The 26,004-nt window shown below is 65.8% G+C and carries 18 protein-coding genes and 1 tRNA gene; 14 read left to right on the forward strand and 5 right to left on the reverse strand.

Annotated features, from left to right (window positions below):
• Positions 1-40 precede the first annotated feature (40 nt).
• Together AC1AYN_RS01680 and AC1AYN_RS01685 are read left to right on the forward strand one after the other, a co-directional pair.
• Positions 41-1,447 carry a Na+/H+ antiporter NhaC family protein gene (locus AC1AYN_RS01680; protein ID WP_476531680.1) on the forward strand — a complete coding sequence of 469 codons (1,407 nt, stop codon included), beginning with the start codon at positions 41-43 and terminating at the stop codon, positions 1,445-1,447.
• Positions 1,448-1,487: 40 nt separating this feature from the next.
• Entirely contained in the window at positions 1,488-2,078 is a 591-nt protein-coding gene (locus tag AC1AYN_RS01685; protein ID WP_476531682.1) for a hypothetical protein, read from the forward strand.
• Between the two features lie 40 nt (positions 2,079-2,118).
• On the opposite strand, the gene AC1AYN_RS01690 is transcribed toward AC1AYN_RS01685, so the two are convergent.
• From AC1AYN_RS01690 to purT, 4 genes are all read right to left on the reverse strand, one after another.
• Positions 2,119-2,655, reverse strand: a complete 537-nt coding sequence (locus tag AC1AYN_RS01690) for a DNA-deoxyinosine glycosylase (RefSeq protein ID WP_476531684.1) — start codon at positions 2,653-2,655, stop codon at positions 2,119-2,121.
• A 133-nt stretch (positions 2,656-2,788) separates the two neighbouring features.
• On the reverse strand, positions 2,789-6,541 hold the full coding sequence (locus tag AC1AYN_RS01695) for a phosphoribosylformylglycinamidine synthase (RefSeq protein WP_476531686.1): 3,753 nt from the start codon (positions 6,539-6,541) through the stop codon (positions 2,789-2,791).
• A gap of 249 nt (positions 6,542-6,790) precedes the next feature.
• Positions 6,791-7,543, reverse strand: a complete 753-nt coding sequence (purC, locus tag AC1AYN_RS01700) for a phosphoribosylaminoimidazolesuccinocarboxamide synthase (RefSeq protein WP_476531687.1) — start codon at positions 7,541-7,543, stop codon at positions 6,791-6,793.
• Between the two features lie 108 nt (positions 7,544-7,651).
• Positions 7,652-8,971 (reverse strand): formate-dependent phosphoribosylglycinamide formyltransferase, encoded by a 1,320-nt coding sequence (gene purT, locus AC1AYN_RS01705; RefSeq protein WP_476531689.1) that lies wholly within the window; start codon positions 8,969-8,971, stop codon positions 7,652-7,654.
• A gap of 192 nt (positions 8,972-9,163) precedes the next feature.
• Between purT and AC1AYN_RS01710 the strand changes: the two genes are divergently transcribed.
• Positions 9,164-10,381, forward strand: a complete 1,218-nt coding sequence (locus AC1AYN_RS01710) for a pyridoxal phosphate-dependent aminotransferase (RefSeq protein ID WP_476531691.1) — start codon at positions 9,164-9,166, stop codon at positions 10,379-10,381.
• Between the two features lie 54 nt (positions 10,382-10,435).
• Positions 10,436-11,641: a glycosyltransferase gene (locus tag AC1AYN_RS01715; protein WP_476531693.1), complete on the forward strand. Its 1,206-nt coding sequence runs from the start codon at positions 10,436-10,438 to the stop codon at positions 11,639-11,641.
• A gap of 43 nt (positions 11,642-11,684) precedes the next feature.
• Here AC1AYN_RS01715 and AC1AYN_RS01720 read toward each other — a convergent pair whose 3' ends face one another.
• On the reverse strand, positions 11,685-12,722 hold the full coding sequence (locus AC1AYN_RS01720) for a threonine aldolase family protein (RefSeq protein WP_476531695.1): 1,038 nt from the start codon (positions 12,720-12,722) through the stop codon (positions 11,685-11,687).
• A 1,260-nt stretch (positions 12,723-13,982) separates the two neighbouring features.
• Between AC1AYN_RS01720 and AC1AYN_RS01725 the strand changes: the two genes are divergently transcribed.
• From AC1AYN_RS01725 to carB, 10 genes are all read left to right on the forward strand, one after another.
• Positions 13,983-14,058: transfer RNA gene (locus AC1AYN_RS01725), tRNA-His, on the forward strand.
• Positions 14,059-14,551: 493 nt separating this feature from the next.
• The gene (gene rpsL, locus AC1AYN_RS01730) at positions 14,552-14,923 is read left to right on the forward strand and encodes a 30S ribosomal protein S12 (protein ID WP_003825774.1); all 372 of its coding nucleotides are present in this window, start codon (positions 14,552-14,554) and stop codon (positions 14,921-14,923) included.
• Between the two features lie 5 nt (positions 14,924-14,928).
• Complete coding sequence (rpsG, locus tag AC1AYN_RS01735; protein ID WP_034526982.1) at positions 14,929-15,399, forward strand: 30S ribosomal protein S7; 471 nt, start codon at positions 14,929-14,931, stop codon at positions 15,397-15,399.
• A 30-nt stretch (positions 15,400-15,429) separates the two neighbouring features.
• A complete protein-coding gene (gene fusA, locus AC1AYN_RS01740; RefSeq protein WP_476502011.1) occupies positions 15,430-17,553 on the forward strand; it encodes an elongation factor G in 2,124 nt (707 codons plus the stop codon).
• 139 nt (positions 17,554-17,692) lie between these two features.
• Positions 17,693-18,892 carry an elongation factor Tu gene (gene tuf / locus AC1AYN_RS01745; protein WP_034526986.1) on the forward strand — a complete coding sequence of 400 codons (1,200 nt, stop codon included), beginning with the start codon at positions 17,693-17,695 and terminating at the stop codon, positions 18,890-18,892.
• A 488-nt stretch (positions 18,893-19,380) separates the two neighbouring features.
• Entirely contained in the window at positions 19,381-19,740 is a 360-nt protein-coding gene (locus AC1AYN_RS01750; protein WP_476531697.1) for an endonuclease domain-containing protein, read from the forward strand.
• Positions 19,741-20,158: 418 nt separating this feature from the next.
• Complete coding sequence (efp, locus tag AC1AYN_RS01755; RefSeq protein ID WP_034526990.1) at positions 20,159-20,716, forward strand: elongation factor P; 558 nt, start codon at positions 20,159-20,161, stop codon at positions 20,714-20,716.
• A 76-nt stretch (positions 20,717-20,792) separates the two neighbouring features.
• Entirely contained in the window at positions 20,793-21,206 is a 414-nt protein-coding gene (gene nusB, locus AC1AYN_RS01760) for a transcription antitermination factor NusB (RefSeq protein WP_101622084.1), read from the forward strand.
• Positions 21,207-21,393: 187 nt separating this feature from the next.
• The gene (gene carA / locus AC1AYN_RS01765; RefSeq protein ID WP_476531699.1) at positions 21,394-22,614 is read left to right on the forward strand and encodes a glutamine-hydrolyzing carbamoyl-phosphate synthase small subunit; all 1,221 of its coding nucleotides are present in this window, start codon (positions 21,394-21,396) and stop codon (positions 22,612-22,614) included.
• 1 nt (position 22,615) lies between these two features.
• Positions 22,616-25,999 (forward strand): carbamoyl-phosphate synthase large subunit, encoded by a 3,384-nt coding sequence (carB, locus tag AC1AYN_RS01770; protein WP_476531700.1) that lies wholly within the window; start codon positions 22,616-22,618, stop codon positions 25,997-25,999.
• The last annotated feature ends 5 nt before the right edge of the window (positions 26,000-26,004 follow it).

The raw sequence follows: 26,004 nt of genomic DNA on the forward strand, positions 1-26,004 counted from the left end.
CTGTGTCGGCATCGGATCGGACGGGAAAGGAGGCGCGGGAATGACCGAGGCGGTCGTGATGCTCGCGTTCTGCGCAACGCTGTTCGTAAGCGTCGCGCAAGGCTGGTCGATCATCCCCGCGCTGCTGATCGGCGTGGTGCTGTTCGTCGGATACGGGTTGGCGCGTGGCCGGAAGCTGTCCGCGATGACGCGCCGTGCCGCCGGCAGCATCCGCGCCGCCGGAATGATTCTCGTGACGTTCGCGCTGATCGGCATGCTGACCTCCCTGTGGCGGGCCAGCGGCACCATCGCGTTCATCGTTGCCCACGCCTCGTCCCTGATCCACGGCGTGACCGTACTGCCGCTGACGTTCCTTCTTTGCTCGGCGATGTCGATGCTGATTGGCTCGTCGTTCGCCAGCGCCGCGACCATGGGTACGATCTGCATGTCATTGGGCTTGTCGATGGGCACCCATCCGGCGATGCTCGGCGGCGCGGTGCTCGCCGGCGTATACGTGGGGGATCGGTTCTCCCCGGTCTCCACCAGTGCGTTGCTCGTCGCGCAACTCACGCACACAAATCTGTTCTCCAACCTCGGGCGCATGCTGCGTACCGGAGCGGTGCCGTTCGCGTCGAGCTGCATCGTCTATGCGGTGGCCGCCGTGACCGGCATCATGTCCGGGGACGGAACGTCGTCGGCCGTCTCCGGAGGCGTCCCGATCGCCGGATTGTTCGCGAAGGCGTTCGACCTGCATTGGCTCACCGTGACGCCGGCGATCCTCGTGGTCGTCATGGCGTTGCTGCGTGTCGGCGTGCGGCTGACGATGCTGGCAAGCATCGCCGTATCCGCGGTGGTATGCGTCGGCGTGCAGCGCATGACCTGGCCGGAACTGCTGCGACTCCTCGTTTCCGGATACCATGCCGTCGATCCACATGTCGGCGCGTTGCTCGACGGTGGGGGCATGATCTCCATGGTGAACGTGGCGGCGATCGTATGCATCTCCTCCGCCTACGCGGGCATCTTCGCCGAAACCCGCATGCTCGCCCGATTGCGGCATGCCATCGACGCGTTGGGCTTCCGCATCGGCGCGACCGGCGCGACCACGGCCGTCGCGGCAGGTGCCGCGGCGCTCTCCTGCAACCAGACCCTGACGATCATGCTCACCCACCAGCTCTGCACGGGACTGTATGGTGACGACGAGGCGGCGCGCGGCGCGTTTGCCGTCGACCTGGAGGACTCCGCCGTCGTCATCGCGCCGCTGGTACCCTGGTCGATCGCCGGCGCGGTGCCGTTGGCCACGATAGGCGCGCCCACCGTGAGCATCGCCGCCGCGACGTTCCTCTATCTCCTGCCGCTCACCCGGCTTCTGGCGTCGGCCATACGCAGGCATCGGCGTGCGACGGTTCCCACGGAATGCGGCGAGTCCGGAGAGCTGCGGGATGATGACGCTATCATGGCATCCGTATGACGTGATGAGGATTTCCACGAAAGGACGATCGACGATGGGCATGAGAACGGGAACGATGTTGGCCACCATGATGCTGTGCGGTGCGCTCGCCATCGGACTGGGCGCATGCGGGTCGTCGAACGCCTCCGCCGCGAACGGATCGGCGAACGGCTCCGCGAGCAGCTCGCAGACCGACGGGGGCTCCTCCAAGAAGTCCGAACAGTCCGAACAGTCCAAACAGTCCGACAAGACGGATTCCTCCGATTCCTCCGATGCCTCGACGTCGGCATCCGCCACTCCGGTCGACATCACCGGCACCTACGAGTTCTCTGATTTCGGCAAGGACTGCACGAAGGACTGCAAGATCACCGTCACCGTCAAGGACGGTATGATCTCCGCCGTCATGTCCGACGACTTCGGCAAGTACCCGTACTGGTACGGCACCATCGATTCGGAGTCCATCGCGAAGACCGGCAAGTGGACGAGCAAGGCCGATTCGAAGTCCGCGCAAGGCAAGAAGGTCGCCAAGTCGGAATTCGGCTCCGAGGACTCCACCAAGGTGTTCACCTACGACGCGAAGGCCAAAAGCATCAACTTCGATCTCAAGTTCTACGTGCGCGTCAACCACGTGAAGGCCAAGCTCATCGGCTGAGCCGCCGGCGTCGTGGTCGGCGAGCCGCGTCGATGACGAATCACCCGCCGATGAGCCCCGCCGCGGCGAACGCCTCGCGATAGACGGCGACGAGGTCGTCCAGCCGCATCGACGCGTTCGCCGGACTCGTCGACGGCAGCGGCGTCATCGGCACGTCGAGGCCGGCCGCGTCCAGTAGCGGCGCGATGAGACGCCGATACAGCTGCGCCGCCTTGCCGCCCGTCGTGAAGACATGCGCGATCGGCGCGTCGCGTAGGATCGGAACGATGTCGTTCGGCACCGCATTGCGGATGGTGGAATCGCTCGCCCCCGTGATGTCGCATGAGGCGATCACATCCCACAACGCCACGTGATGCCGCAACGCGAACGCGCGGCGCGAAGCGGGGGAGTCGCCCACACGGTCGGAGGGGTCGAAGGGATCCGCGAACAGCGCCTGAAGCACCGGCCAGAACCGGTTGCGCGGATGCATGTAGTAGAACGCCGCCTCCCGCGACTTCGGACTCGGCATCGACCCCAACACCAACATCCGCGACAAATCATCCCACACCGGCCCGAACCCATGCTCCACACGCACCATGCCTCCCATCATAGAAACCGCTTCACGATCCGCACAGCCGGCAAATCGTGAACCGGAACATACGGAAAGGGGCTGGGTTCCGGAGTCCTGACGACTCCGGAACCCAGCCCCTCGCTCTTACCGGTCTACCGGATCAGGCGGCGAAGTAGTCGACGCCGGCCTCGAAGATCGGCTGGTACTTGTCGCCGGGCACGTTCACGTACAGGCCGTTGCCGGAACGCTCCGAGTGGCCCATCTTGCCGAAAACGCGGCCGTCCGGGCTGGTGATGCCCTCGATGGCGAGCATCGAGCCGTTCGGGTTGACGTCCAGGTCCATGCCGGGCACGCCCGCCTCGCTCACGTACTGCGTGGCGATCTGGCCGTTGGTCTTGAGGCGCGCCAGCGTCTCGTCGGAGGCGACGAAACGGCCTTCGCCGTGGGAGATGGCGACCGTATGCACGTCGCCGACCTGCGTCCGGGCGAGCCACGGGGACAGGTCGGAGGCGACGCGCGTGCGCACGAGACGGCTCTGGTGGCGGCCGATCGTGTTGAACGTCAGCGTCGGGCAGGTGGCGTCCATGTCGACGATGTCGCCGAACGGCACCAGACCCAGCTTGATGAGCGCCTGGAAGCCGTTGCAGATGCCGAGCATCAGGCCGTCGCGGTTCTTCAGCAGGTCGCGCACCGCCTCGGTGACGGCGGGGGCGCGGAAGAACGCGGTGATGAACTTGGCGGAGCCGTCCGGCTCGTCGCCGCCCGAGAAGCCGCCCGGGATCATCACGATCTGGCTCTTGCCGATCTCCTCGACCAGCTTGGCGGTGGACTCGGCCACCGCGGCCGGCGTGAGGTTGTTGACGATCAGCGTGTGCGCCTCGGCGCCCGCGCGTTCGAACGCGGCGGCCGAATCGTACTCGCAGTTGTTGCCCGGGAACACGGGGATGATGACGCGCGGGCGCGCCACGCCGGAACCCACGTACACGGTCTTCTTCACGCCGGCCTCGGCCGCGTGGAAGTCGATTGTCTCGACGGTCTCCGTCTTCTCCGCGCCGCGGGAACGGTACGGGAACACGGATTCGATGCCGCCCTCCCACGCGTCCTGCGTGCCCGCGAGGTCGAGCGTCTCGCCGGCGGCCGTGAACTCGTAGGCCTCGGTGGTCACGCCGATCTCGCCGACCTCGACCAGGTTGGAGACGGCCGGGATTTTCTCGTTGTCCTTGAGCTCGACGATGAACGAGCCGTACGCCGGCTTGAACAGGTCGTCGAGCGCGATGCCGTCGTTCAGAGCCACGCCGATGCCGTTGCCCACGGTCATCTTGAACAGCGCCTCGGCGGTGCCGCCGTAGCCCGGCGTGGACACGGCCAGCGCGGTGCCGAAGTCGGTGAGCTCCTCAACCAGGCCGAACGCGTCGAGCAGCGCGTCCTTGTCCGGCGTGAGGCCGTCGGCCAGGTAGCGCGGCGCGATGCGCACGATGCGGTGGCCGGCGCCCTTGAACTCGGGGGAGGTGGCGCGCTTCATGTTGCCCACGGCCACGGCGAAGGAGATCAGGGTCGGCGGCACGTCGAGGTCCTCGAACGAGCCGGACATGGAGTCCTTGCCGCCGATCGCGCCGGCGCCGAGGTCGATCTGCGCCATCAGGGCGCCGAGCACGGCGGCCATCGGCTTGCCCCAGCGTTCCGGCTCGTCGCGCAGCTTCTCGAAGTACTCCTGGAAGCTCAGGTACGCCTTCTCATGCTCGAAGCCGGCGGCGACCAGCTTGGCGAGCGATTCGACGACGGACAGGTACGCGCCGGTGAACTGGTTCTTCTCCATGATGTACGGGTTGAAGCCCCAGGCCATCGCGGAGGCGGTGGTGGTCTCGCCGAACACGGGGAGCTTGGCGACCATCGCCTCGTTCGGGGTGAGCTGCCTGACGCCGCCGAACGGCATGAGCACGGTGCCCGCGCCGATCGTCGAGTCGAAGCGCTCTGACAGGCCCTTGTTGGAGGCCACGTTGAGGTCGGTGACGAGGGCGTGCATGCGCTCGGCCAGCGTGCCGGTCGTCCACGCGGACGGCACCTCGTACGCCTGCTGCGCCTCGATGTGCACGGCCTGATGCTTCGGCGCGCCGTTGGAGGCGAGGAACTCGCGGGTGAGGTTCACGATCTCGTCGCCGTTCCAGGTCATCACCATGCGCGGGTCCTCGGTCACGGTGGCGATCACCGTCGCCTCGAGGTTCTCCTCGCGCGCGTAGCCGAGGAACTCGTCGACGTCCTCCGCGGCCACGTCGACGGCCATGCGCTCCTGCGATTCGGAGATCGCCAGCTCGGTGCCGTCGAGGCCCTCGTACTTCTTCGGGACGGTGTTGAGGTCCACGTACAGGCCGTCGGCCAGCTCGCCGACCGCCACGGACACGCCGCCCGCGCCGAAGTCGTTGCAGCGCTTGATGAGACGGCACGCGTCGCCGCGGCGGAACAGGCGCTGCAGCTTGCGCTCGACCGGCGCGTTGCCCTTCTGCACCTCGGCGCCGTCGAGTTCCAGCGATTCGACGTTGTGGGCCTTGGAGGCGCCCGTCGCGCCGCCGATGCCGTCGCGTCCGGTGCGTCCGCCCAGCAGGATGATCTTGTCGCCGGGGGCCGGGGTCTCGCGGCGCACGTGGTCGGCCGGGGTGGCGGCCACGACCGCGCCCACCTCCATGCGCTTGGCCACGTAGCCCGGGTGGTAGATTTCGTCGACCTGACCGGTGGCGAGGCCGATCTGGTTGCCGTAGGACGAGTAGCCGGCGGCCGCGGTGGTCACGAGCTTGCGCTGGGGGAGCTTGCCCTCGAGCGTCTCGGAGACCGGCACGGTCGGGTCGGCGGCGCCGGTCACGCGCATCGCCTGGTACACGTAGGAGCGGCCCGACAGGGGGTCGCGGATGCAGCCGCCGATGCAGGTGGCGGCGCCGCCGAACGGCTCGATCTCGGTCGGGTGGTTGTGGGTCTCGTTCTTGAACAGGAACAGCCAGTCCTGCTGTTCGCCGTCGACGTCCACCTTCACCTTGACGGTGCAGGCGTTGATCTCCTCGCTCTCGTCGAGGCCGGTGAGGATGCCGTTCTTCTTGAGCCACTTCGCGCCGATCGTGCCCATGTCCATCAGGCACAGGGGCTTGGAGTCGCGGCCGAGCTCGTGGCGCAGTTCGAGGTAGCGCTCGAACGCGGCCTTGACGACCTCGTCGTCGATGGCGACGTCGGTGAGAATCGTGCCGAACGTCGTGTGGCGGCAGTGGTCGGACCAGTAGGTGTCGATGACCTTGATCTCGGTGATCGTGGGCTCGCGGCCCGCCTCGGCGAAGTACTTCTGGCAGAACTCGAGATCCGCGAGGTCCATGGCGAGGCCGCGCTCGTCGATGAACCTCTGGCCGGCCTCGGCGTCCATCTCGTTGAATCCGGCGATGACCTCGACCTTGCCGGGCGTCGGCACGGCGGTCTTCAGCGTCTCCTTGACGTCGAGGGACGCCTCGCGCGCCTCGACCGGGTTGATGACGTAGCGCTTGATCGCTTCGACGTCGGCCTCGGTCAGGTCGCCTTCGAGGGCGTACAGCTTGGCGGAGCGCACGGTGGGGCGCTCGCCCTGCGAGATGAGCTGGATGCATTCGCTGGCGGAGTCGGCGCGCTGGTCGAACTGGCCGGGCAGGAACTCGGTGGCGACCACCTTCGCCGCGCCGAAGTCGGGCAGATCGTTGGTGACGTCGTCGACCTGCGGCTCGCTGAACACGGTGGGCGTGGCCTGGGCGAACAGCTCGGCGCTGATGCCCTCCACGTCGTAGCGGTTCACGATGCGCACGGATTTCAGACCGGCGATGCCGAGGATGGTCTTCAGCTCGCCTGCAAGCTGCTGAGCCTCGACGTCGAAGCCGGGCTTCTTCTCCACGTACACGCGGAAAACCATGAGGGTCCTTTCGTTATTGGGCTTCTTCGAAGTACTGGACGGGGCCTTGGGCGCGGGGTGCAGGCCGTGGCCCGGGGAGATGCGCCGATGGAGGTGCCGCGAAGGCTCCGGCGAAATGAATGCGGCCCCCGCTGGCGGGGGCTGTCCGCGAAGCGGACTGGGGGTGGTTCCGGTCCGCGAAGCGGTTTCCCGTTCGACCACCCTCAGCCAGCCTCAGGCTGACAGCTCCCTTCGGCGGGAGCCGGAACGTCACTCGGCGCGCTCGATGCCTTCGGCCTCGGCCAGCTTGACGAGACGGCCGTAGATCTCCTCGTACGCGGGGATGATGTTGCCCAGGTCGCGGCGGAAGAGGTCCTTGTCGAGGTGCTCGATCTTGCCGGACTTGTCCTTGAGGTCCCACAGGCGGCAGGTGTCCGGGGTGATCTCGTCGGCGAGCAGGATGGTGCCGTCGGAGGTCTTGCCCTCTTCGATCTTGAAGTCGACGAGCTGCACGTCGATCTTGGAGAAGATGTCCTTGAGGCCGTCGTTCACGGCGCGGGCGATGCGGGAGATCTCGGCCAGCTCCTCCTCGGAGGCGAGGCCCAGGGCCACGATGCCGTCGTCGTTGATGAACGGGTCGCCCAGCTCATCGGACTTGAGGCAGAACTCGAGGATCGGCTTCTTGAGCGGAGTGCCCTCCTCGACGCCGTAGCGCTTGGCGAAGGAGCCGGCCGCGGTGTTGCGCATGATGATCTCGAGCGGGTACATGTCCATCTTCTTCACCAGCTGCTCGGTGTCGGACAGACGCTTGATGAAGTGGCTTTCCACGCCGCGCGCCTTGAGCAGGTCGAAGATGACGGAGGTGATGTGGTTGTTCAGGTTGGCCTTGCCTTCGATCTGGGCCTTCTTCGCGCCGTTGCCGGCGGTCGCCTGATTCATGTATTCGACCCACAGCACGTCGGGGTCGTCGGTTGCGTACATCTTCTTGGCCTTGCCCTTGTAGAGCATTTCCAGTTTCTCCATTACTCGCCTTTCAGGAGTGGAATATCTGGGTGAACTAACGGTAAAAGGGTACCAATCGCCGGCTACATGCAACACACGACCGCGGCGGATGGCCGGCGACCTCGATGGTCAGCGCACTTCGATGGTCAGCGCGTCGGCGACGCGGCCCGCCTTGGCGCGCGCGTCGGCCTCGGAACCGCCGATCGCCAGCGCGACGGCCATGCGGCGATGGCCGTGCACCTCCGGCTTGGCGAAGACGCGCAGGTCGGTGCCCGGCTCGGCGAGCGCGCGGTCGAGCCCGGAGAACTCCGCCTCGCCGTCGCCGGCGACCACGATCGCATGGCTGGCGGCCACCGCGCCCTCCGGCATCGCGAGCGCCACGTGGCCCTCCGTGACCGGCAGGCCGAGGATCGCGCGCGCGTGCAGCGCGAACTCGCTGAGCCGCTGCGAAGCCATCGTCACCATGCCCGTGTCGTGCGGACGCGGCGAGACCTCGTTGAACAGGACGGAGCCGTCGGTCAGCACGAACAATTCCACGCCGAACACGCCCCAGCCGGTCTCGCCGCTCGCCTTCGCCTTCGCGACGAGGCCCTCGACGGCGGCGCGCGCGATGCGGCCCGCCTCGACGAGCACATCATCCGTCGCCGCGGCCGGCTGCCACGATTCGCGGTAGTCGCCGGACTCCTGACGCTGCCCGATCGGCGCGCACGTCACGATGCCCGCGCTCGACGAGACCGTCAGCACGGTCAGCTCGTAGTCGAGCGGCGCCAGCGCCTCGACGATCACGCGCGACACGTCGCCCTCGCCGGCGGCGCGACGGCCCTCCTGCGCCTCCGTCCACGCGGCGTCGATCGCGTCCGCCTCGCGCACGACCGACTGGCCGTGACCGGACGAGCTCATCACCGGCTTGACGACGCACGGATAGCCGACCTCGTCGGCGCCCGCGCGCAGCTCCTCCAGCGAGCCCGCGAACCGGTAGGGCGTGGTCGGCAGTCCCAGCTCCTCGTGCGCGATGACGCGCAGACGCTCACGGTCCATGCAGATCGCGGCGATCTCGGCGCTCGGCACCACCTGCACGCCGCGGGCGGCCGCATCCGCCAGCTCGGACGTGGCGATCGCCTCCACCTCGGGCACGACGATGTCCGGCTTCACCTCGTCGAACAGGGCGCGCAGCTGGGAGGCGTCCGCCATGTCGAGCACGCGGGCCTCATGCGCCACCTGCTGGGCGGGTGCGCCCGCATACGAGTCGGCGGCGCACACCCATGCGCCGAGGCGCATGAGCTCGATCGTCACCTCCTTGCCGAGCTCGCCCGAGCCGAGGAACAGCACGCGCGTCGGCCGCGCGCCCAGCGGCGTGCCCAGCACGCGGCCGGAGACGGGGGAGTGGGACGAGGAAGGGGAACCATTGACGGTGTTGACGGTGTTGACGGTGTTCACGCTATCGGTCATGCGTCACATTCTCCCATCGCCACCCGATGAGGCGCGCCGGCATGCCGGCACGCGTTGATAACCGTCCATAAATACCGCGTATAGACACGCCGTTGTCGCGTGCCGATCCGCGGCGTACCTTGAGTATCACCGATCGGTTGGGAATAAACGATCGGGCCAACGTTTCCTGAAGGGGAAGAAAGGGAGTTGGAGATGGGGGAAGGGAATCCGTCGCCCGCAGCCAGTCAGTCCGTCGATCCGATCGCGGATCTGATTTCACGCAGGGCGGCGGCGCTCCCGCCGAACCCGTTCGCCCAGGCCGACGCGCGCACCGCCGCCGCAATCCGTGCCGGGCATGACGTCATCGACCTGTCCAAAGGCAATCCGGACGGCGCGCCGCCCGCGTTCATGCAGGACGCGCTCGCCCACGCCGCGCACGACCCGTCCCTGTTCCGCTATCCCGCGTTCGACGGCGTCCCCGCCTATCTCGACGCAATCGCGCACTGGTATCACGGACGCTACGGCGTGGCGCTCGACCCGCGCGCGCACCTGCTCGCCACCGCCGGCGCGTCGGTGGGCATCTCCACCGTCATCGAGGCGCTCATCGACGAAGGCGACACGGTCGTGGCCGTCGACCCGTACTATCCGCAGTACGAGGGCTCCACCGCCGTCGCCAAGGGCCGGTTCGTCACGATTCCCGCGGACCCGGCGCACGGCTACCTGCCGGACCTCGACGCCGTCGACCCGAAGCTGTGGGACGAGGCGACGCTGCTGATCCTCAACTATCCGAACAATCCCACCGGCGCCGTCGCGACGCCGGAATTCTACGGGCGCGTCGTCGCGCTCGCGCACGAGCACCGGTTCGCGGTGATGAACGATTTCGCCTACGCGGGCATCGAGTTCGGCGACGCGCCGTCGCCCAGCATCCTCGCCACGCCGGGCGCGCTTGACGTGGCCGTCGAACTCGGATCGCTGTCCAAGATGTTCATGGTCGCCGGGTGGCGCGGCGGCTGGATCGCCGGCAACGCCGCGATTCTCGCCGCATCGAAGGCCGTCCACCAGCAGACCGCCGTGCTCGCACCCAGCGTCGTGCAGCAGGCCGGTGCGGTCGCGCTGAGCGGCGACCTGCGTTCCGTGGCGGCGCTCGGCACAAGCTACGGGCATCGCGCGCAGGTGCTCGCCGACGGATTGCGCGAGGCGGGGCTCGACGTGGCGCCGCCGCGCGGAGGACTGTTCCTGTGGGCGCGTGTGCCGGATGACTACGGCACGTCGGACGCGTTCACCGCATGGCTCATCGAACATGCGGGCGTGGCCGTCATGCCCGGATCGTGCTTCGGTCCCGCGTCGGACGGATTCGTACGGTTCAGCCTGCTGAAGCCGGAACGCGACCTCTATCAGGCGGTGTCGCGCATCACGCGCGCGCTGGTATAGCATCGCTGCGGCGCACGGCCCGTGCCCAGTCGCGTGCGGTCATAGACTGGAGCAATGCGTGAACAGGAATCGGAGCATGATGAGGAGATCCGGCAGACGCCGATCGTCGAGGAGGACATCGACCGTCCGCTGACCATCGCATTGGTGGTCGACACGGTCGGCAACCAGGGCAACGGCACGTCGAATTCGGCGTTGCAATGGGCCGCCGAACTGGAACGGCAGGGGCATCACGTGCGTCTCGTCGGCGTCGGCTCGCCCGACTATCCGGCGCGCGTCAACAAGGTGCCGCTCGTCTCCTGGGTGGCCGCCAAGCAGCAGATGCAGTTCGCCGAGCCGAGCGACACGCTGTTCCGCACCGCGTTCCAAGGCGTCGACGTCGTCCACATCTACATGCCGTTCAAATTCGGCCGGCACGCCGCGAAGGTCGCCCGTCGGATGGGCATCCCCGTGACCGCCGGATTCCACCTGCAGCCGGAGAACGTGCTCTACTCCGCCGGACCATTGCGCTACATCCCCGGCATGGAGCGGTTCCTCTACTGGCTGTTCCGCCAGTGGCTGTACAAGCGCGTCGACCACATCCACACGCCCACCGAGATGACCGCGAGCCTGCTGCGCGAACACGGGTACAAGGGGACGATGCACGTGATCTCGAACGGCTACGCGCCACGGTTCACCGCGCGCGAGCCGTTCGATCCGGACGCGCCCGCGCACGTGCCGTTCCGCGTCGTCGCGTCCGGCCGCCTCGCACACGAGAAGGACCAGATCACGCTCATCAAGGCGATCTCGATGAGCCGGCATGCGAGCGACGTCCAGTTGGTCATCGCCGGCACCGGTCCGCTCAAACGGTATCTCACGTTCCGCGCGAACCGTCGCCTCAAGCGCAAGGCGGACATCGGCTTCCACCGCAACGTCGACATGCCGGCGCTGCTGCGCTCGTGCGACCTGTTCGTGCACTGTTCGATCGCCGACATCGAATCGGTGAGCGTCATCGAGGCGATGGCGTGCGGCCTCGTGCCGGTCATCGCCGCGTCCGAACTGTCCGCGGCGAGCCAGTTCGCGCTGACCGACGCCTCGCTGTTCCCGGTGCGCGACGCGGCGATGCTCGCGCGCCGCATCGACTGGTGGATTGATCATCCGGACGAGCTCGCGCGCTGGGGCGCGGTCTACGCCGAGCACACGCGCGAGCATTATTCGGTGGAGGCGTCCGTCCACCGGTTCGTCGACATGGAACGCGAGGCGATCGCCACGGCGGAGGCATGACACGACGGGGCCGTTGTAGCGGGGACCGCTACAGCAGGGATCGCTACAGCAGGGCGATGAGCCGGTCCGTCTCCTCGTCCGTGGTGGACCAGCTCGTGCAGATGCGCATCACCGTGTGCGTCTCGTCCGCCTTCTCCATGAAGCCGAGACGCACGTCGCGTTCCAGACGGTCGATGGTCGGCTGGTCGAGCGTGACGAAGATCTGGTTCGTCGGCGCCTCGAACGTCAACGTGTAGCCCTTGTCGCGCAGCGCGGCGCGGATGCGGTCCGCCTGCGCGTTCGCGTTGCGGGCGATGCGGAAGTAGAGGTCGTCGGTGAACAGCGCTTCGAACTGCGCACCCAGCAGGAAGCCCTTCGCGAGCAGGGCGCCATGCTGCTTGATCTCGGTGAGGAAATGACGCGGTGCGGCGGAACGTTCGTCGCGGTTCGCGAACACGACCGCCTCGCCGAACATCGCGCCGACCTTCGTACCGCCTATGTAGAAGACGTCGGCGATGCGGGCGAGGTCGGGCAGCGTCATATCGCAGCCGGTCGCCGTGAGGCCGTAGCCGAGACGCGCGCCGTCGACGAACAACGGCATGTCGTAACGGTGCGCGACGTCGGCGATGGCCTCGAGTTCCGCCTTCGAGTAGACGGTGCCGTATTCGGTCGACATGGAGACGTAGACGCATCCGGGGAAGACCATGTGCTCGTGATTGCCGTCCGCGTAGAAGGTCGCGCAGTACTCGTCGAGTTCGGCCGCGTCCATCTTCCCGTCGTGATGGGGAAGCGTGAGCACCTTGTGACCGGAGTATTCGATGGCGCCCGCCTCATGCACGTTCGGATGGCCGGATGCGACGGCGACGACGCCCGCGTACGGCGGCGTGACCGCGTCGATGACGATCTGATTGGCCTGCGTGCCGCCGACCAGGAATCGGATGTCCGCCTCCGGCAGGGCGCACGCCTCGCGGATCTTCGCCTTGGCGCGCTCGCAGATCGGATCCATGCCGTAGCCGGGGTAGAGGTTCTCGTTGATGCGGGCGATCGCGTCAAGCACCGCCGGGTGTGCCGCGCGAGAGTAATCGTTCTCGAAGGAAAGCATGACGACCAGTGTAGTGGCCGGCCGCTCCCGCGCGGAGTCCGGTTTCTCGCTCCCGCATGGAGTTTCCGCTCCCGCATGGAGTTTGCGCTCCCGCTGGCGGGAGCTGTCAGCCTACGGCTGACTGAGGGTGGTCTGCATGACCGAGCGTATCCGTACCTCTTCGCTCCCGCCGGCGGGAGCTGTTCCGCGAAGCGGGGCCGAGGGGGGGGGGCGTGCGAGGCCTCGTGTCCCGCGCACAAGAAGATGGCCCCCGGAACCGAAGGGAAGAAGTTCCGGGGGCCATCTGATGGGGAAGGAGGCGATGGTACGCTTTGCTGCTTTCGCCGCGCCGCCTTGCGCGGCCTCCTTGCAATGATGAACCACAAACAACCAGTACACGTGTTTCTTTCGCGGCCCGGCGCCTGCGCCGTGTTGCCTTGCCGCACCTCGGTGAATTCACCATCGATCGCTGTTCAGTTATCTCGAAGGCGTTGCGCCTGCGGCCTTACGGCTTTCTGCGCTTCGTTGCGACCTGCCGGATTCCCGGCCGATCTTAAACTCCGGCCTTCACTGGTAAGTATACCAAAAACCGAACATGCTGCACGCTTCAACACGCCGGAAAGCCAATCGGCAGTAAGGGTGACGGGCTATGTTGAAATGAACACAAGCGAACAATGTGACCGTTCTCATGTGCGTATGCGAGCGATTGGGTGGGGCGATGACGGTTCGCAAAGGCGACGTGGGATGCAGGGTTTGCCGGGCGTGGGTTTTGCTGCGGCGCGGGCGGCCGTACTTGTGAAACGAAGGGACCGACGGTGGAACCGGTGGGGGCGTGGTGGAGTGGCGGGCGGGCGCGCCGCCTACGTGCGGCCGTCCGCGTGCGTGGAACGGAGGCGTCACCCGCCCCACCGCGCAGACATGCATCGGCGGCTGTCCGAGCGCGAAGAGCGGAGGTCAGAACTTCGCCAACGCGTAACCACCCGTGATCAGCCGTCCGCGCGCGAGGAGCGGAGGTCGCGGGCGCGCCCAACGCGGCGAGTCGGGCCTGCAGCCGTCCGCGCGCGAGGAGCGGAGGTGTGGTGCAGAGGGGACGAAATGGGCGATGCGGCGTGGGATTCCACGATTTCGCGAATAGTTGCGTGCTTTCCTGCATCGTGCTCTTGGGGTATATATGCCCTCAATCCTTGGAAACAGGCGCGACACGCCGTAGTTGGACAACGGCGGAAACTCCTGTATTGTATTCACTCGTTGCCGACCGGCGAGAGCGGGTCGAGAACAATGGTGGCTATAGCTCAGTTGGTAGAGCATCTGATTGTGGTTCAGAAGGTCGCGTGTTCGAGCCACGTTAGCCACCCCACCAAGACCCCGGGGGTAATCTCGGGGTCTTTTCGTATCCCCTCCCGTCGTTTCATCCCATGGTGCGGTAAAACCCTCATGGTGCGGTAGGCGAAAACGGCGGATTCTCGCCGATGTGGAGAAATTGTGTTGCCGCACCATGGGGATGATGGGGTTGGAATTGGAGTGTGGCGGGGTGGAAGCGAGGTTGGGGCCGGGGTTGAGGAGGGGCGTGGGTGAGAGTCTGGCGTGTCGTTGTCCGGGCGGTTCGTAATATGGATATTCGTGTGTGCCAGCGGTACGCCTTATGTGACAGGAGTACGGCGCTGGGATATCCCGTGAATCGCATGGATCGCGCGCAGCAATGCGGCGGCGAGAGAGGAACGGGCCATCGGGCCGGTGGACAGTGGCTGACTTTCCGATTCGGAACGGGGTTCCGGATGCTCGGGGGAGTGTGGCTCACGGTGCTGCGGGCCTCACGGAACCAAGAAAAACACTGAATCGGAGAATTCAAGTTGCCTACTATCGAACAGCTCGTCCGCAAGGGACGTTCGCCGAAGCCGAAGAAGTCGAAGACTTTGGCGCTCAAGGGCAGCCCGCTGCGTCGCGGCGTGTGCACCCGTGTCTACACCACCACCCCGAAGAAGCCGAACTCGGCGCTTCGTAAGGTCGCCCGTGTCCGTCTGTCCTCCGGCATCGAAGTCACCGCCTACATCCCGGGCGAGGGCCACAACCTGCAGGAGCACTCCATCGTGCTCGTGCGCGGCGGCCGTGTGAAGGATCTGCCGGGTGTGCGTTACCACATCGTGCGTGGCGCGCTCGATACCCAGGGTGTCAAGGACCGCAAGCAGGGTCGTTCCCTGTACGGAGCAAAGAAGGCGAAGTAAGAGATATGTCACGTAAAGGACCCGCTAAGAAGCACGTCGTGCTGCCCGATCCGATCTACGGTTCGACCGTCGTCGCGCAGCTGATCAACAAGATCCTCCTGGACGGCAAGAAGTCCATCGCCGAGGACATCGTCTACTCCGCGCTCGACATGGTCAAGGAGAAGACCGACCAGGAGCCGGTCGCCGTCCTCAAGCGCGCGCTGGACAACATCCGCCCGTCCCTCGAGGTGCGTTCCCGCCGAGTCGGCGGCGCCACCTACCAGGTGCCGGTCGAGGTCAAGCCGAACCGCGCCAACACGCTGTGCCTGCGCTGGCTGACTGACTTCTCCCGCGCCCGTCGCGAGAAGACCATGGCCGAGCGTCTCGCCAACGAGATCCTGGACGCCTCCAACGGCCTCGGCGCTTCTGTCAAGCGTCGCGAGGATACTCATAAGATGGCAGAGGCCAACAAGGCCTTCGCCCACTACCGCTGGTAATCACTCGCCTGAGGAAGACTAAGGATAAAGATGGCTGCAGAGCTTTCGGACCTTCATTTCGTCCGCAACATCGGCATCATGGCCCACATCGATGCCGGTAAGACCACCACCACCGAGCGCATCCTGTACTACACCGGTAAGAACTACAAGATCGGTGAGACCCACGATGGCGCCTCGACGATGGACTTCATGGCGCAGGAGCAGGAGCGCGGCATCACGATTCAGTCGGCCGCCACCACCTGCTTCTGGAGCCGTCAGTCCCACGACACCAAGGAAAAGTTCCAGATCAACATCATCGACACCCCGGGCCACGTGGACTTCACGGCCGAGGTGGAGCGCTCCCTGCGCGTGCTCGATGGTGCCGTCGCCGTCTTCGACGGCAAGGAGGGTGTGGAGCCGCAGTCCGAGACCGTGTGGCGTCAGGCCGACAAGTACGGCGTGCCGCGCATCTGCTTCATCAACAAGATGGATAAGCTCGGCGCGAACTTCTACTACTCCGTCGACACCATCAAGGAGAAGCTGGGCGCGACCCCGATCGTCATGCAGCTGCCGATCGGCGCCGAGAACGACTTCACCGGCGTCGTCGACCTGGTCGAGATGGTGGCCTACGTGTGGAACGGCACCGACAGCCTCGGTGCCAAGTACGACACCACCGAGATTCCGGACGACCTGAAGGACAAGGCCGCCGAGTACCACGAGCAGCTGGTCGAGGCCGCCGCCGAGGCGAACGACGACCTGATGAACAAGTTCTTCGAGGACGGCGAGCTGTCCAAGGAGGACATCCGCGCGGGCGTCCGCCAGCTCACCATCGAGAAGAAGGCCTTCCCGGTCTTCTGCGGTTCCGCCTTCAAGGACAAGGGCGTTCAGCCGATGCTGGACGGCGTCGTCGACTTCCTGCCGTCCCCGGAGGACGTGCCGGCCATCAAGGGCTTCGAGCCCGGCGACGAGTCCGTCGAGATCGACCGCAAGCCGACCAAGTCCGATCCGTTCGCGGCCCTCGTCTTCAAGATCTCCACCCACCCGTTCTACGGCAAGCTCGTGTTCGTGCGCGTCTACTCCGGCTCCGTCAAGCCGGGCGACAACGTGCTCGACTCCACGCGCGGCAAGAAGGAGCGCGTCGGCAAGATCTTCCAGATGCACGCCGACAAGGAGAACCCGGTCGACGTGGCCGACGCCGGCAACATCTACACCTTCGTGGGCCTGAAGAACGTCACCACCGGCGACACCCTGTGCGCCATGGACGCTCCGATCTCCCTCAACTCGATGACCTTCCCGGATCCGGTGATCCAGGTCGCCGTCGAGCCGAAGACCAAGGCCGACCAGGAGAAGATGGGCATCGCCCTCGCCAAGCTGGCCGAAGAGGATCCGACGTTCCAGGTCACCACGGACGAGGAGTCCGGCCAGACCCTGATCGCCGGCATGGGCGAGCTCCAGCTCGACATCATCGTCGACCGTATGCGTCGCGAGTTCAAGGTCGAGTGCACCCAGGGCAAGCCGCAGGTCGCCTACCGCGAGACCATCCGCAAGGCCGTCATGGACCAGGGCTACACGCACAAGAAGCAGACCGGTGGTTCCGGCCAGTTCGCGAAGGTCCTGATGAACTTCGAGCCGCTCGAGACCACCGAGGGCAAGACCTTCGAGTTCGAGAACGCCGTCACCGGCGGCCACATCTCCCAGGAGTTCATCCCGTCCATCGAGGCCGGCGTCAAGGAGGCCATGGAATCCGGTATTCTCGCCGGCTTCCCGGTCGTGGGCGTCAAGGCCACCGTCACCGACGGCCAGATGCACCCGGTCGATTCCTCCGAAATGGCCTTCAAGCTCGCGGGCTCCATGTGCTTCAAGGAAGCCGCCCCGAAGGCGAAGCCGGTCATCCTCGAGCCGATCATGGCCGTGGAGGTCCGTACCCCGGAGGACTACATGGGCGAAGTCATCGGCGATCTCAACCAGCGCCGTGGCAACATCCAGTCCATGACCGACGCCACCGGCGTCAAGGTCATCGACGCCAAGGTCCCGCTGTCCGAGATGTTCGGCTACATCGGCGACCTCCGCTCGAAGACCCAGGGCCGCGCCATGTTCACCATGCAGATGGACTCCTACGCCGAGGTGCCGAAGAGCGTCTCCGACGAGATCATCAAGGCCCAGCGCGGCGAGTGACACGCGTAGCTACGTTGATTTGCGCCACGTCTCCAGTCAGCGGTAATATCGTGTACCGCTGACTGGGTTCTGGCTCCTTCAATGTGGCACGAAACCCAGAAACCCAGTAAACCTACGAAACGTCCAGGAGGACAAAGTAATGGCAAAGGAAAAGTACGAGCGTACTAAGCCGCACGTTAACATCGGCACCATCGGCCACGTCGATCACGGCAAGACGACCCTGACCGCGGCCATCTCCAAGGTTCTGCACGAGGAGTACCCGGATGTCAACCCGGAGTACGACTTCAACCAGATCGATTCCGCTCCGGAAGAGGCCGCCCGCGGTATCACCATCAACATCGCCCACATCGAGTACCAGACCGCGAAGCGTCACTACGCTCACGTGGACTGCCCGGGCCACGCCGACTTCGTGAAGAACATGATCACCGGTGCCGCCCAGATGGATGGCGCCATCCTCGTTGTGGCCGCCACCGACGGCCCGATGGCCCAGACCCGCGAGCACGTCCTGCTCGCCCGTCAGGTCGGCGTCCCGAAGATTCTGGTCGCCCTGAACAAGTGCGACATGGTCGACGATGAGGAGCTCATCGAGCTCGTCGAGGAAGAGGTCCGTGACCTCCTCGACGAGAACGGCTTCGATCGTGACTGCCCGGTCATCCACGTCTCCGCCTACGGCGCGCTGCACGACGACGCTCCGGACCACGAGAAGTGGGTCGAGCAGATCAAGAAGCTCATGGACGCCGTCGACGAGTACATCCCGACCCCGGTCCACGACCTCGACAAGCCGTTCCTGATGCCAATCGAGGACGTCTTCACCATCTCCGGCCGTGGTACCGTCGTCACCGGCCGTGTTGAGCGTGGCCAGCTGGCCGTCAACACCCCGGTCGAGATCGTCGGCATCCGCCCGACCCAGAACACCACCGTCACCTCCATCGAGACCTTCCACAAGACGATGGACTCCTGCGAGGCTGGCGACAACACCGGTCTGCTCCTCCGTGGCCTCGGCCGTACGGACGTCGAGCGTGGCCAGGTCGTGGCTGCTCCGGGCTCCGTCACCCCGCACACCAAGTTCGAGGGTGAGGTCTACGTCCTGACTAAGGATGAGGGTGGCCGTCACTCGCCGTTCTTCTCCAACTACCGTCCGCAGTTCTACTTCCGCACCACCGACGTCACCGGCGTCATCGAGCTGCCGGAAGGCGTCGAGATGGTCCAGCCGGGCGATCACGCGACCTTCACCGTCGAGCTGATCCAGCCGATCGCTATGGAGGAGGGCCTGACCTTCGCCGTGCGTGAGGGTGGCCACACCGTCGGCTCGGGCCGTGTCACCAAGATCCTCGCCTGATTCCCATCAGAGAGATCTTCGACACGCTTGAACTAGCGTACTAAAGAACCCCGGAACCCAATCGGTTCCGGGGTTCTTTCATATCCGGGCATTGACCACCCTCAGTCTCGCTTCGCGAGCCAGCTCCCGCCAGCGGGAGCAGGAACGGACTCGCTTCGCGAGGCCGCATTGTCTTTGCCCCCGCTGGCGGGGGCTGTCGGCGAAGCCGACTGGGGGTGGTTTCCGGCTTAGTTGGAAGGTTTAGCTGGAAGGTTTAGCTGGAAGGTGGACCACCCTCAGTCAGCCTTCGGCTGACAGCTCCCGCCAGCGGGAGCGGGAAACGGACTTGCTTCGCGAGACTGTGTCGTTTTACTCAGCGGGGAATGGACTCGGTTTGCGAGACTGCATTGTGGCACGCTGGGGCGTGGACTCGGTTTGCGAGACTGTGGCGCTTTTCGCCAGCGGGCACACGGGACTCGCTCCTTTTCCACGCGCCTACACTGGGAAACATGCTTCCCTATAACAAAGCCAATGTGGCTCTCGCACGACGGCTACGCGCCAACGCGACCCCGTGGGAACGCAGACTCTGGTCCGATTATCTCCGCACGTATCCGTTCCGCTGGCAACGGCAGAAGCCGATACTCGACTACATCGTCGATTTCTACTGCGACAAAGCCAGGCTCATCGTCGAGCTTGACGGTGGAGGACATTACACGGAGGAGCAACGGCTGGCCGACCGACATCGGACCTCGGAACTCAATGGTCTTGGACTCCATATGCTCCGTTACTCGAACCTCGATGTCGACCGCCATTTCGGCGCGGTCTGTGCGGACATCGACAGAAACGTGCGAGAACGTTTGCCGATGTGACGCGTTTCCGGCTGTGTTGACCGCCCCCGGTCCGCTTCGCGGACAGCCCCCGCCGGCGGGGCAGAAACATTGTCTCGCGTAGCGAGGCGATTTCCTTGCTCCCGCTGGCGAGGAAACGGACCGGCGCAGCCGGATAGTACTCTTGCCCCCGCTGGCGGGGGCTGTCGGCGAAGCCGACTGGGGGTGGTCCACCACCAACCTAAGCGACAACCACCCTCAGTCAGCCTACGGCTGACAGCTCCCGCCAGCGGGAGCAAGAAAACGCTGTCTCGCGTAGCGAGTCCGTTTCGCCAGCGGAACGAGAAAACGCCTCGCTTTGCGAGTCCGATGTGCCGGTGTGGCGCGGTAGGGGGGTGGTGGCATAATAGCGAAGGCAAATTTTGGGTAAGCCCTCGACACTAGAAATAGGTGAGACATCGTGGCACAGACTACCAATGACATCAAGAACGGTTCCGTCCTGAACCTGGACGGCCAGCTGTGGACCGTCCTCAAGTTCCAGCACGTCAAGCCGGGCAAGGGCCCCGCCTTCGTGCGCACCACCATCAAGAACGTGCTCTCCGGCAAGATCGTCGACAAGACCTTCAACGCGGGCATGAAGATGGAATTCGAGACCGTCGACAACCGCAACCTCCAGTACTCCTACGAGGACGGCGACAACTTGGTCTTCATGGACATGACCACCTACGACCAGGTCTACGTGCCGAAGTCCATCGTCGACACCAAGTTCCTGCTCGAAGGCACCGACTGCATCGTGTCCTTCCACGACGAGACCCCGCTGAGCGTCGAACTGCCGGCCTCCGTCGTCCTGACCATCACCCACACCGAGCCGGGCCTGCAGGGCAACCGCTCCAACGCGGGCACCAAGCCCGCCACTGTGGAGACCGGCGCCGAGATCCAGGTCCCGCTGTTCATCAACGAGGGCGAGAAGGTCAAGGTCAACACCACCGACGGCTCCTACCTGGGCCGCGAGAACTGATCCGCACACCCGCTGATCACACCGATCGCACCAGTTCCAACCGGTAAACCGACGACACGAAGGACGAAAGAGCTGCATGGCACGTTCCACCGCCCGTAAGAGGGCTCTGAACACGTTGTATGAGGCGGACGAGAAGGATCAGGACATCCTGTCCCTGCTCGACGAGCGCATCGAGACGCCCGGCGCGCAGACGCCGCTGCCCGAATACGCCATCGAGATCGTCAAGGGCGTGGCCGAGCACCAGCACGAGATCGACTCCACCCTGGACGAGCACTCCACCGGGTGGAAGGTCCGCCGTATGGGCGTGATCGACCGCAACATCCTGCGTATCGCCGCCTGGGAGATCCTCTTCAACGATGACGTGCCCGACAAGGTCGCCATCGACGAAGCGCTGTCCCTCGCGAAGACGCTGTGCGACGGGGATTCCCCCGCATTCATCCACGGACTGCTGTCCGCGATCTGCACGGCCAAGGAAAAGCCGTTGGACTGATATTTCTTTTTGAACGCCTCCCCGCAACACGGGAGGCGTTTTTATGAGAGCGTGGGCCGGGCGCGACCAACCGGCACGAGAACAGAACGGCCGCGAACGGCGACATGCGCGTGTGTCCTGCGCGTGTGCGTCGGCGCGGGCCGATAACCTTGAATACGGACGACCCGAGAACGAAAAGGGGGTTTTGGTGAGCGAGATCGCGAACTATGGCAAGGACGATGCGGTCCTTGTGCTGGAGGATGGGCAGGTGTATGTGGGTGAACCCTACGGGGCCCATGGCGCGACCACGGGTGAGATTGTGTTCGCCACCGGCATGACCGGATACCAGGAGACGCTCACCGATCCGAGCTACGACCGTCAGATCGTCGTGCAGACCTTCCCGCACATCGGCGACACGGGCGTCAACCACGAGGATCCGGAATCCTCCCGCATCTGGGTGGCCGGCTACATCGTGCGCGAGCCCTCCCCGAACGTGAGCAACTGGCGCGCCGAGGGCAGCCTCGACGGCGATCTCGAAGCCAACGGCATCGTCGGCCTTGCCGACATCGACACCCGCAAGCTGGTGCGCCACCTGCGCTCCGCAGGCGTGATGCGCGCCGGCATCTTCTCCGGCGACGCGCTCCTCGGCGAGGGCGGCCGCCTCAAGACCATCGACGAGCTGCTCGACGCGGTCAAGGCCACCCCGCAGATGCAGGGTCTGAGCCTGTACGACGAGGTCTCCACCAAGGAGGCGTACACCATCGAGCCGTGCGGCGAATTCGAAGGCAAGGAGCCGCTGTACACCGTGGCCGCCGTCGACCTCGGCATCAAGGCGATGACCCCGCACCGCATGGCCGAGCGCGGCTGCCGCGTGCACGTCGTGCCCTCCACCATCACGTTCGAGGAGCTGACCGCCCTCAACCCGGACGGCGTCTTCTTCTCCAACGGCCCGGGCGACCCGGAGCAGGCCGGCCCGGAGGTCGAGCTGCTGCGCAAGGTCCTCGACGCCGGCTACCCGTTCTTCGGCATCTGCTTCGGCAACCAGCTGCTCGGCCGCGCGCTCGGCTTCGGCACGTACAAGCTGAAGTTCGGCCACCGCGGCATCAACCAGCCGGTCAAGGACCTCACCACCGGCAAGGTGGAGGTCACCGCCCACAACCACGGCTTTGCCGTCGACGCGCCGATCGGCGAGACCGTCGACGCCCCGTTCGAGAACGGCAAGTACGGCAAGGTGTTCGTCAGCCACATCGATCTCAACGACGACGTGGTCGAAGGCCTGCAGTGCGTCGACATCCCCGCGTTCTCCGTGCAGTACCACCCGGAGGCCGCCGCGGGCCCGCACGACGCCGCGTACCTGTTCGACCGATTCTGCGATCTCATGAAGAACAATCCGCGCGATTCCCGCGCCGTCTCCAAGGAAGGTAAGTGATATGCCGAAGCGCACCGACATCAAATCCGTGATGGTCATCGGCTCCGGCCCGATCGTGATCGGTCAGGCCGCGGAGTTCGATTACTCGGGCACCCAGGCATGCCGCGTCCTCAAGGAGGAAGGCATCCGCGTCATCCTCGTCAACTCGAACCCGGCCACCATCATGACCGACCCCGAGATGGCCGACGCCACCTACATCGAGCCGATCGCCACGCCGATCCTCGAGCAGATCATCGCCAAGGAACGCCCCGACGCGCTGCTGCCGACCCTCGGCGGCCAGACCGCGCTCAACGCCGCGATGGCGCTCGGCGAGGCCGGCGTGCTCAAGAAGTACGACGTCGAGCTGATCGGCGCGTCCCTCGACGCCATCGACCGCGGCGAGGACCGCGAGCTGTTCAAGAAGGTCGTCGACGAGGCGGGCGCCGAATCCGCGCGCTCCCGCATCGCCCACACGCTCGCCGAAGTGGACCGCATCGCCGACGAGTTCGGCTACCCGCTGGTCGTCCGCCCGAGCTTCACGATGGGCGGCCTCGGCTCCGGCATCGCGCACGACGAGGAGGAGCTGCACCGCATCGCCGGCGCCGGCATCCACTACTCGCCGACCGACGAGGTGCTCATCGAGGAGGGCATCGAAGGCTGGAAGGAGTTCGAGCTCGAGCTCATGCGCGACCGCAACGACAACGTCGTGGTCGTCTGCCCGATCGAGAACGTCGACCCGGTCGGCGTGCACACCGGCGACTCCATCACCGTGGCCCCGTGCTTCACCCTGACCGACCGCGAGTACCAGAAGCTGCGCGACATCGGCATCGCCATCATCCGCGGCGTGGGAGTCGACACCGGCGGCTGCAACATCCAGTTCGCCATCCACCCCAAGACCGGCCGCATCATCGTCATCGAGATGAACCCGCGCGTCTCCCGTTCCTCCGCGCTCGCCTCGAAGGCCACCGGCTTCCCGATCGCGAAGATCGCGACCAAGCTGGCCCTCGGCTACACGCTCGACGAGATCCGCAACGACATCACCCAGTCCACGCCGGCCTCCTTCGAGCCGACCATCGACTACGTGGTCACCAAGGTGCCGCGCTTCGCGTTCGAGAAGTTCCCGGGCGCCGATCCGACGCTCACCACGTCGATGAAGTCCGTCGGCGAGGCCATGGCCCTGGCCGGCAACTTCCAGGAGTCCCTCGGCAAGGCGATGCGCTCCATCGACAAGCGCCACATGGGCTTCAACTGGGACGGCCCGAAGCCGACGGCCGACGAGGTCGCCGAACTGCTCAAGGCGATCCACACGCCCACCGAGAACCGCTACCTCGAGCTCATGCGCGCCATCTGGGGCGGCGCCACCATCGAGCAGCTGTACGCGGCCACCAAGATCGATCCGTGGTTCCTCAAGCAGCTCACGCTCATCAACGAGACCGCCCAGGCGGTGCGCGAGGCCGAGACGCTGACGCGCAAGCTACTGCGCCGCGCCAAGCTCGCCGGCCTGTCCGACCTGCAGATCGCGCACCTGAGGAACCTCGGCGACGAGGGCGAGAACACGATCCGCGAGCTGCGCTGGACCTACGGCTTGAAGCCCGTGTACAAGACGGTCGACACCTGCGCCGCCGAGTTCGACGCGGCCACGCCGTACTACTACTCCTGCTACGCGGACGAGTCCGAGGTCAAGCCGCGCGAGCGCGAGGCCGTGATCATCCTCGGCTCCGGCCCGAACCGCATCGGCCAGGGCATCGAGTTCGACTACACCTGCGTGCACGCGGTGCAGGAGCTCGGCAAGGACTATGACACGATCATGGTCAACTGCAACCCGGAGACCGTCTCCACCGACTACGACATCTCCGACCGCCTCTACTTCGAGCCGCTCACCTTCGAGGACGTGCTCGAGATCTACGAGGCCGAGAAGCGCATGGGCCCGGTCAAGGGCGTCATCGTGCAGCTCGGCGGCCAGACGCCGCTGTCGCTCGCCGCGCGCCTCAAGGCCGCCGGCGTGCCGATCCTCGGCACCACCCCGGAGGCCATCGACCTCGCGGAGAACCGCGAGCTGTTCGGCGAGGTGCTCAAGAAGGCGAAGATGAACGCGCCGCGCTACGGCACCGCCCTGTCGCTGGAGGAGGCCCAGGAGGCCGCCCATTCGATCGGCTACCCGGTGCTCGTGCGCCCGAGCTACGTGCTCGGCGGCCGCGGCATGGAGATCGTCTACGACAACGCCCAGCTTGAGAAGTACGTGAACCGTGCCCTCGCCGAGGCCCAGGCCGACACGGTCGTCTCCGGCCGCCTGCCCTCCCCGCTGCTCATCGACAAGTTCCTCCAGGACGCCATCGAAATCGACGTCGACGCGCTGTTCGACGGCGAGGAGCTGTACATCGGCGGCATCATGGAGCACATCGAGGAGGCCGGCGTGCACTCCGGCGACGCCGCCTGCACGCTGCCGCCGTCCACGCTGTCCGACGACCAGATCCGCCGTCTGCGCGAGGGCACCTACGCCATCGCCAAGGGCTGCAACGTCAAGGGCCTGATCAACGTGCAGTACGCGTTCATGGCGAACACGCTGTATGTCATCGAAGCCAACCCGCGCGCCTCCCGCACCGTGCCGTTCGCCTCCAAGGCGACCGGCGTGGCGCTGGCCAAGGCCGCCGCGCGCATCATGGCCGGCGAAACCATCGCCGACCAGCGCGCCAACGGCCTGCTGCTGCCCAAGGGCGACGGCGGCGTCATGCACCGCGGCCAGCAGGTGGCGGTCAAGGAGTCCGTCCTGCCGTTCAAGCGCTTCCGCACGCCCGTCGGCAAGACCGTCGACATCCTGCTCGGACCGGAGATGCGCTCCACCGGCGAGGTCATGGGCTTCGACCGCGACTTCCCGCACGCGTTCGCCAAGAGCCAGCTCGCCGCCTACGAGGGCGGTCTGCCGACCCACGGCAACGTGTTCATCTCCGTGAACGACACCGACAAGCGCCAGCTGCCGCTCATGGCCGTGCGCCTCGTCGAGCTCGGCTTCACGATCTGGGCGACCGAGGGCACCGCCTCCGTGCTGCGCCGCTACGGCATCGACTCGAAGATCGTCGACAAGATCTCCACCCGCGTGGACTCCGATCCGGAGGCGCCGGTGAAGGTCGTGCACGCCGAAGGCTCGATCGGCAAGAACGTCGTCGAACTCATCGAGGACGGCGCGATCGACATGATTCTCAACACGCCGAACTCGCGCGGGTCGCGCTCCGACGGTTACTCGATTCGAGCCGCCGCCATCGCCGCCGACCTGCCGCAGTTCACGACCATCACCGAGTTCTCCGCGGTGCTGCTGGCCATCGAAGCGGTCAAGCGCAACGACTACCAGATCATGAGCATCCAGGAGCACTCCAAGCAGCTGTTCGCGTTGGAAAGCAAGGATTTCTGATCAAC

This window comes from Bifidobacterium sp. LH_413 (genome assembly GCF_056357015.1).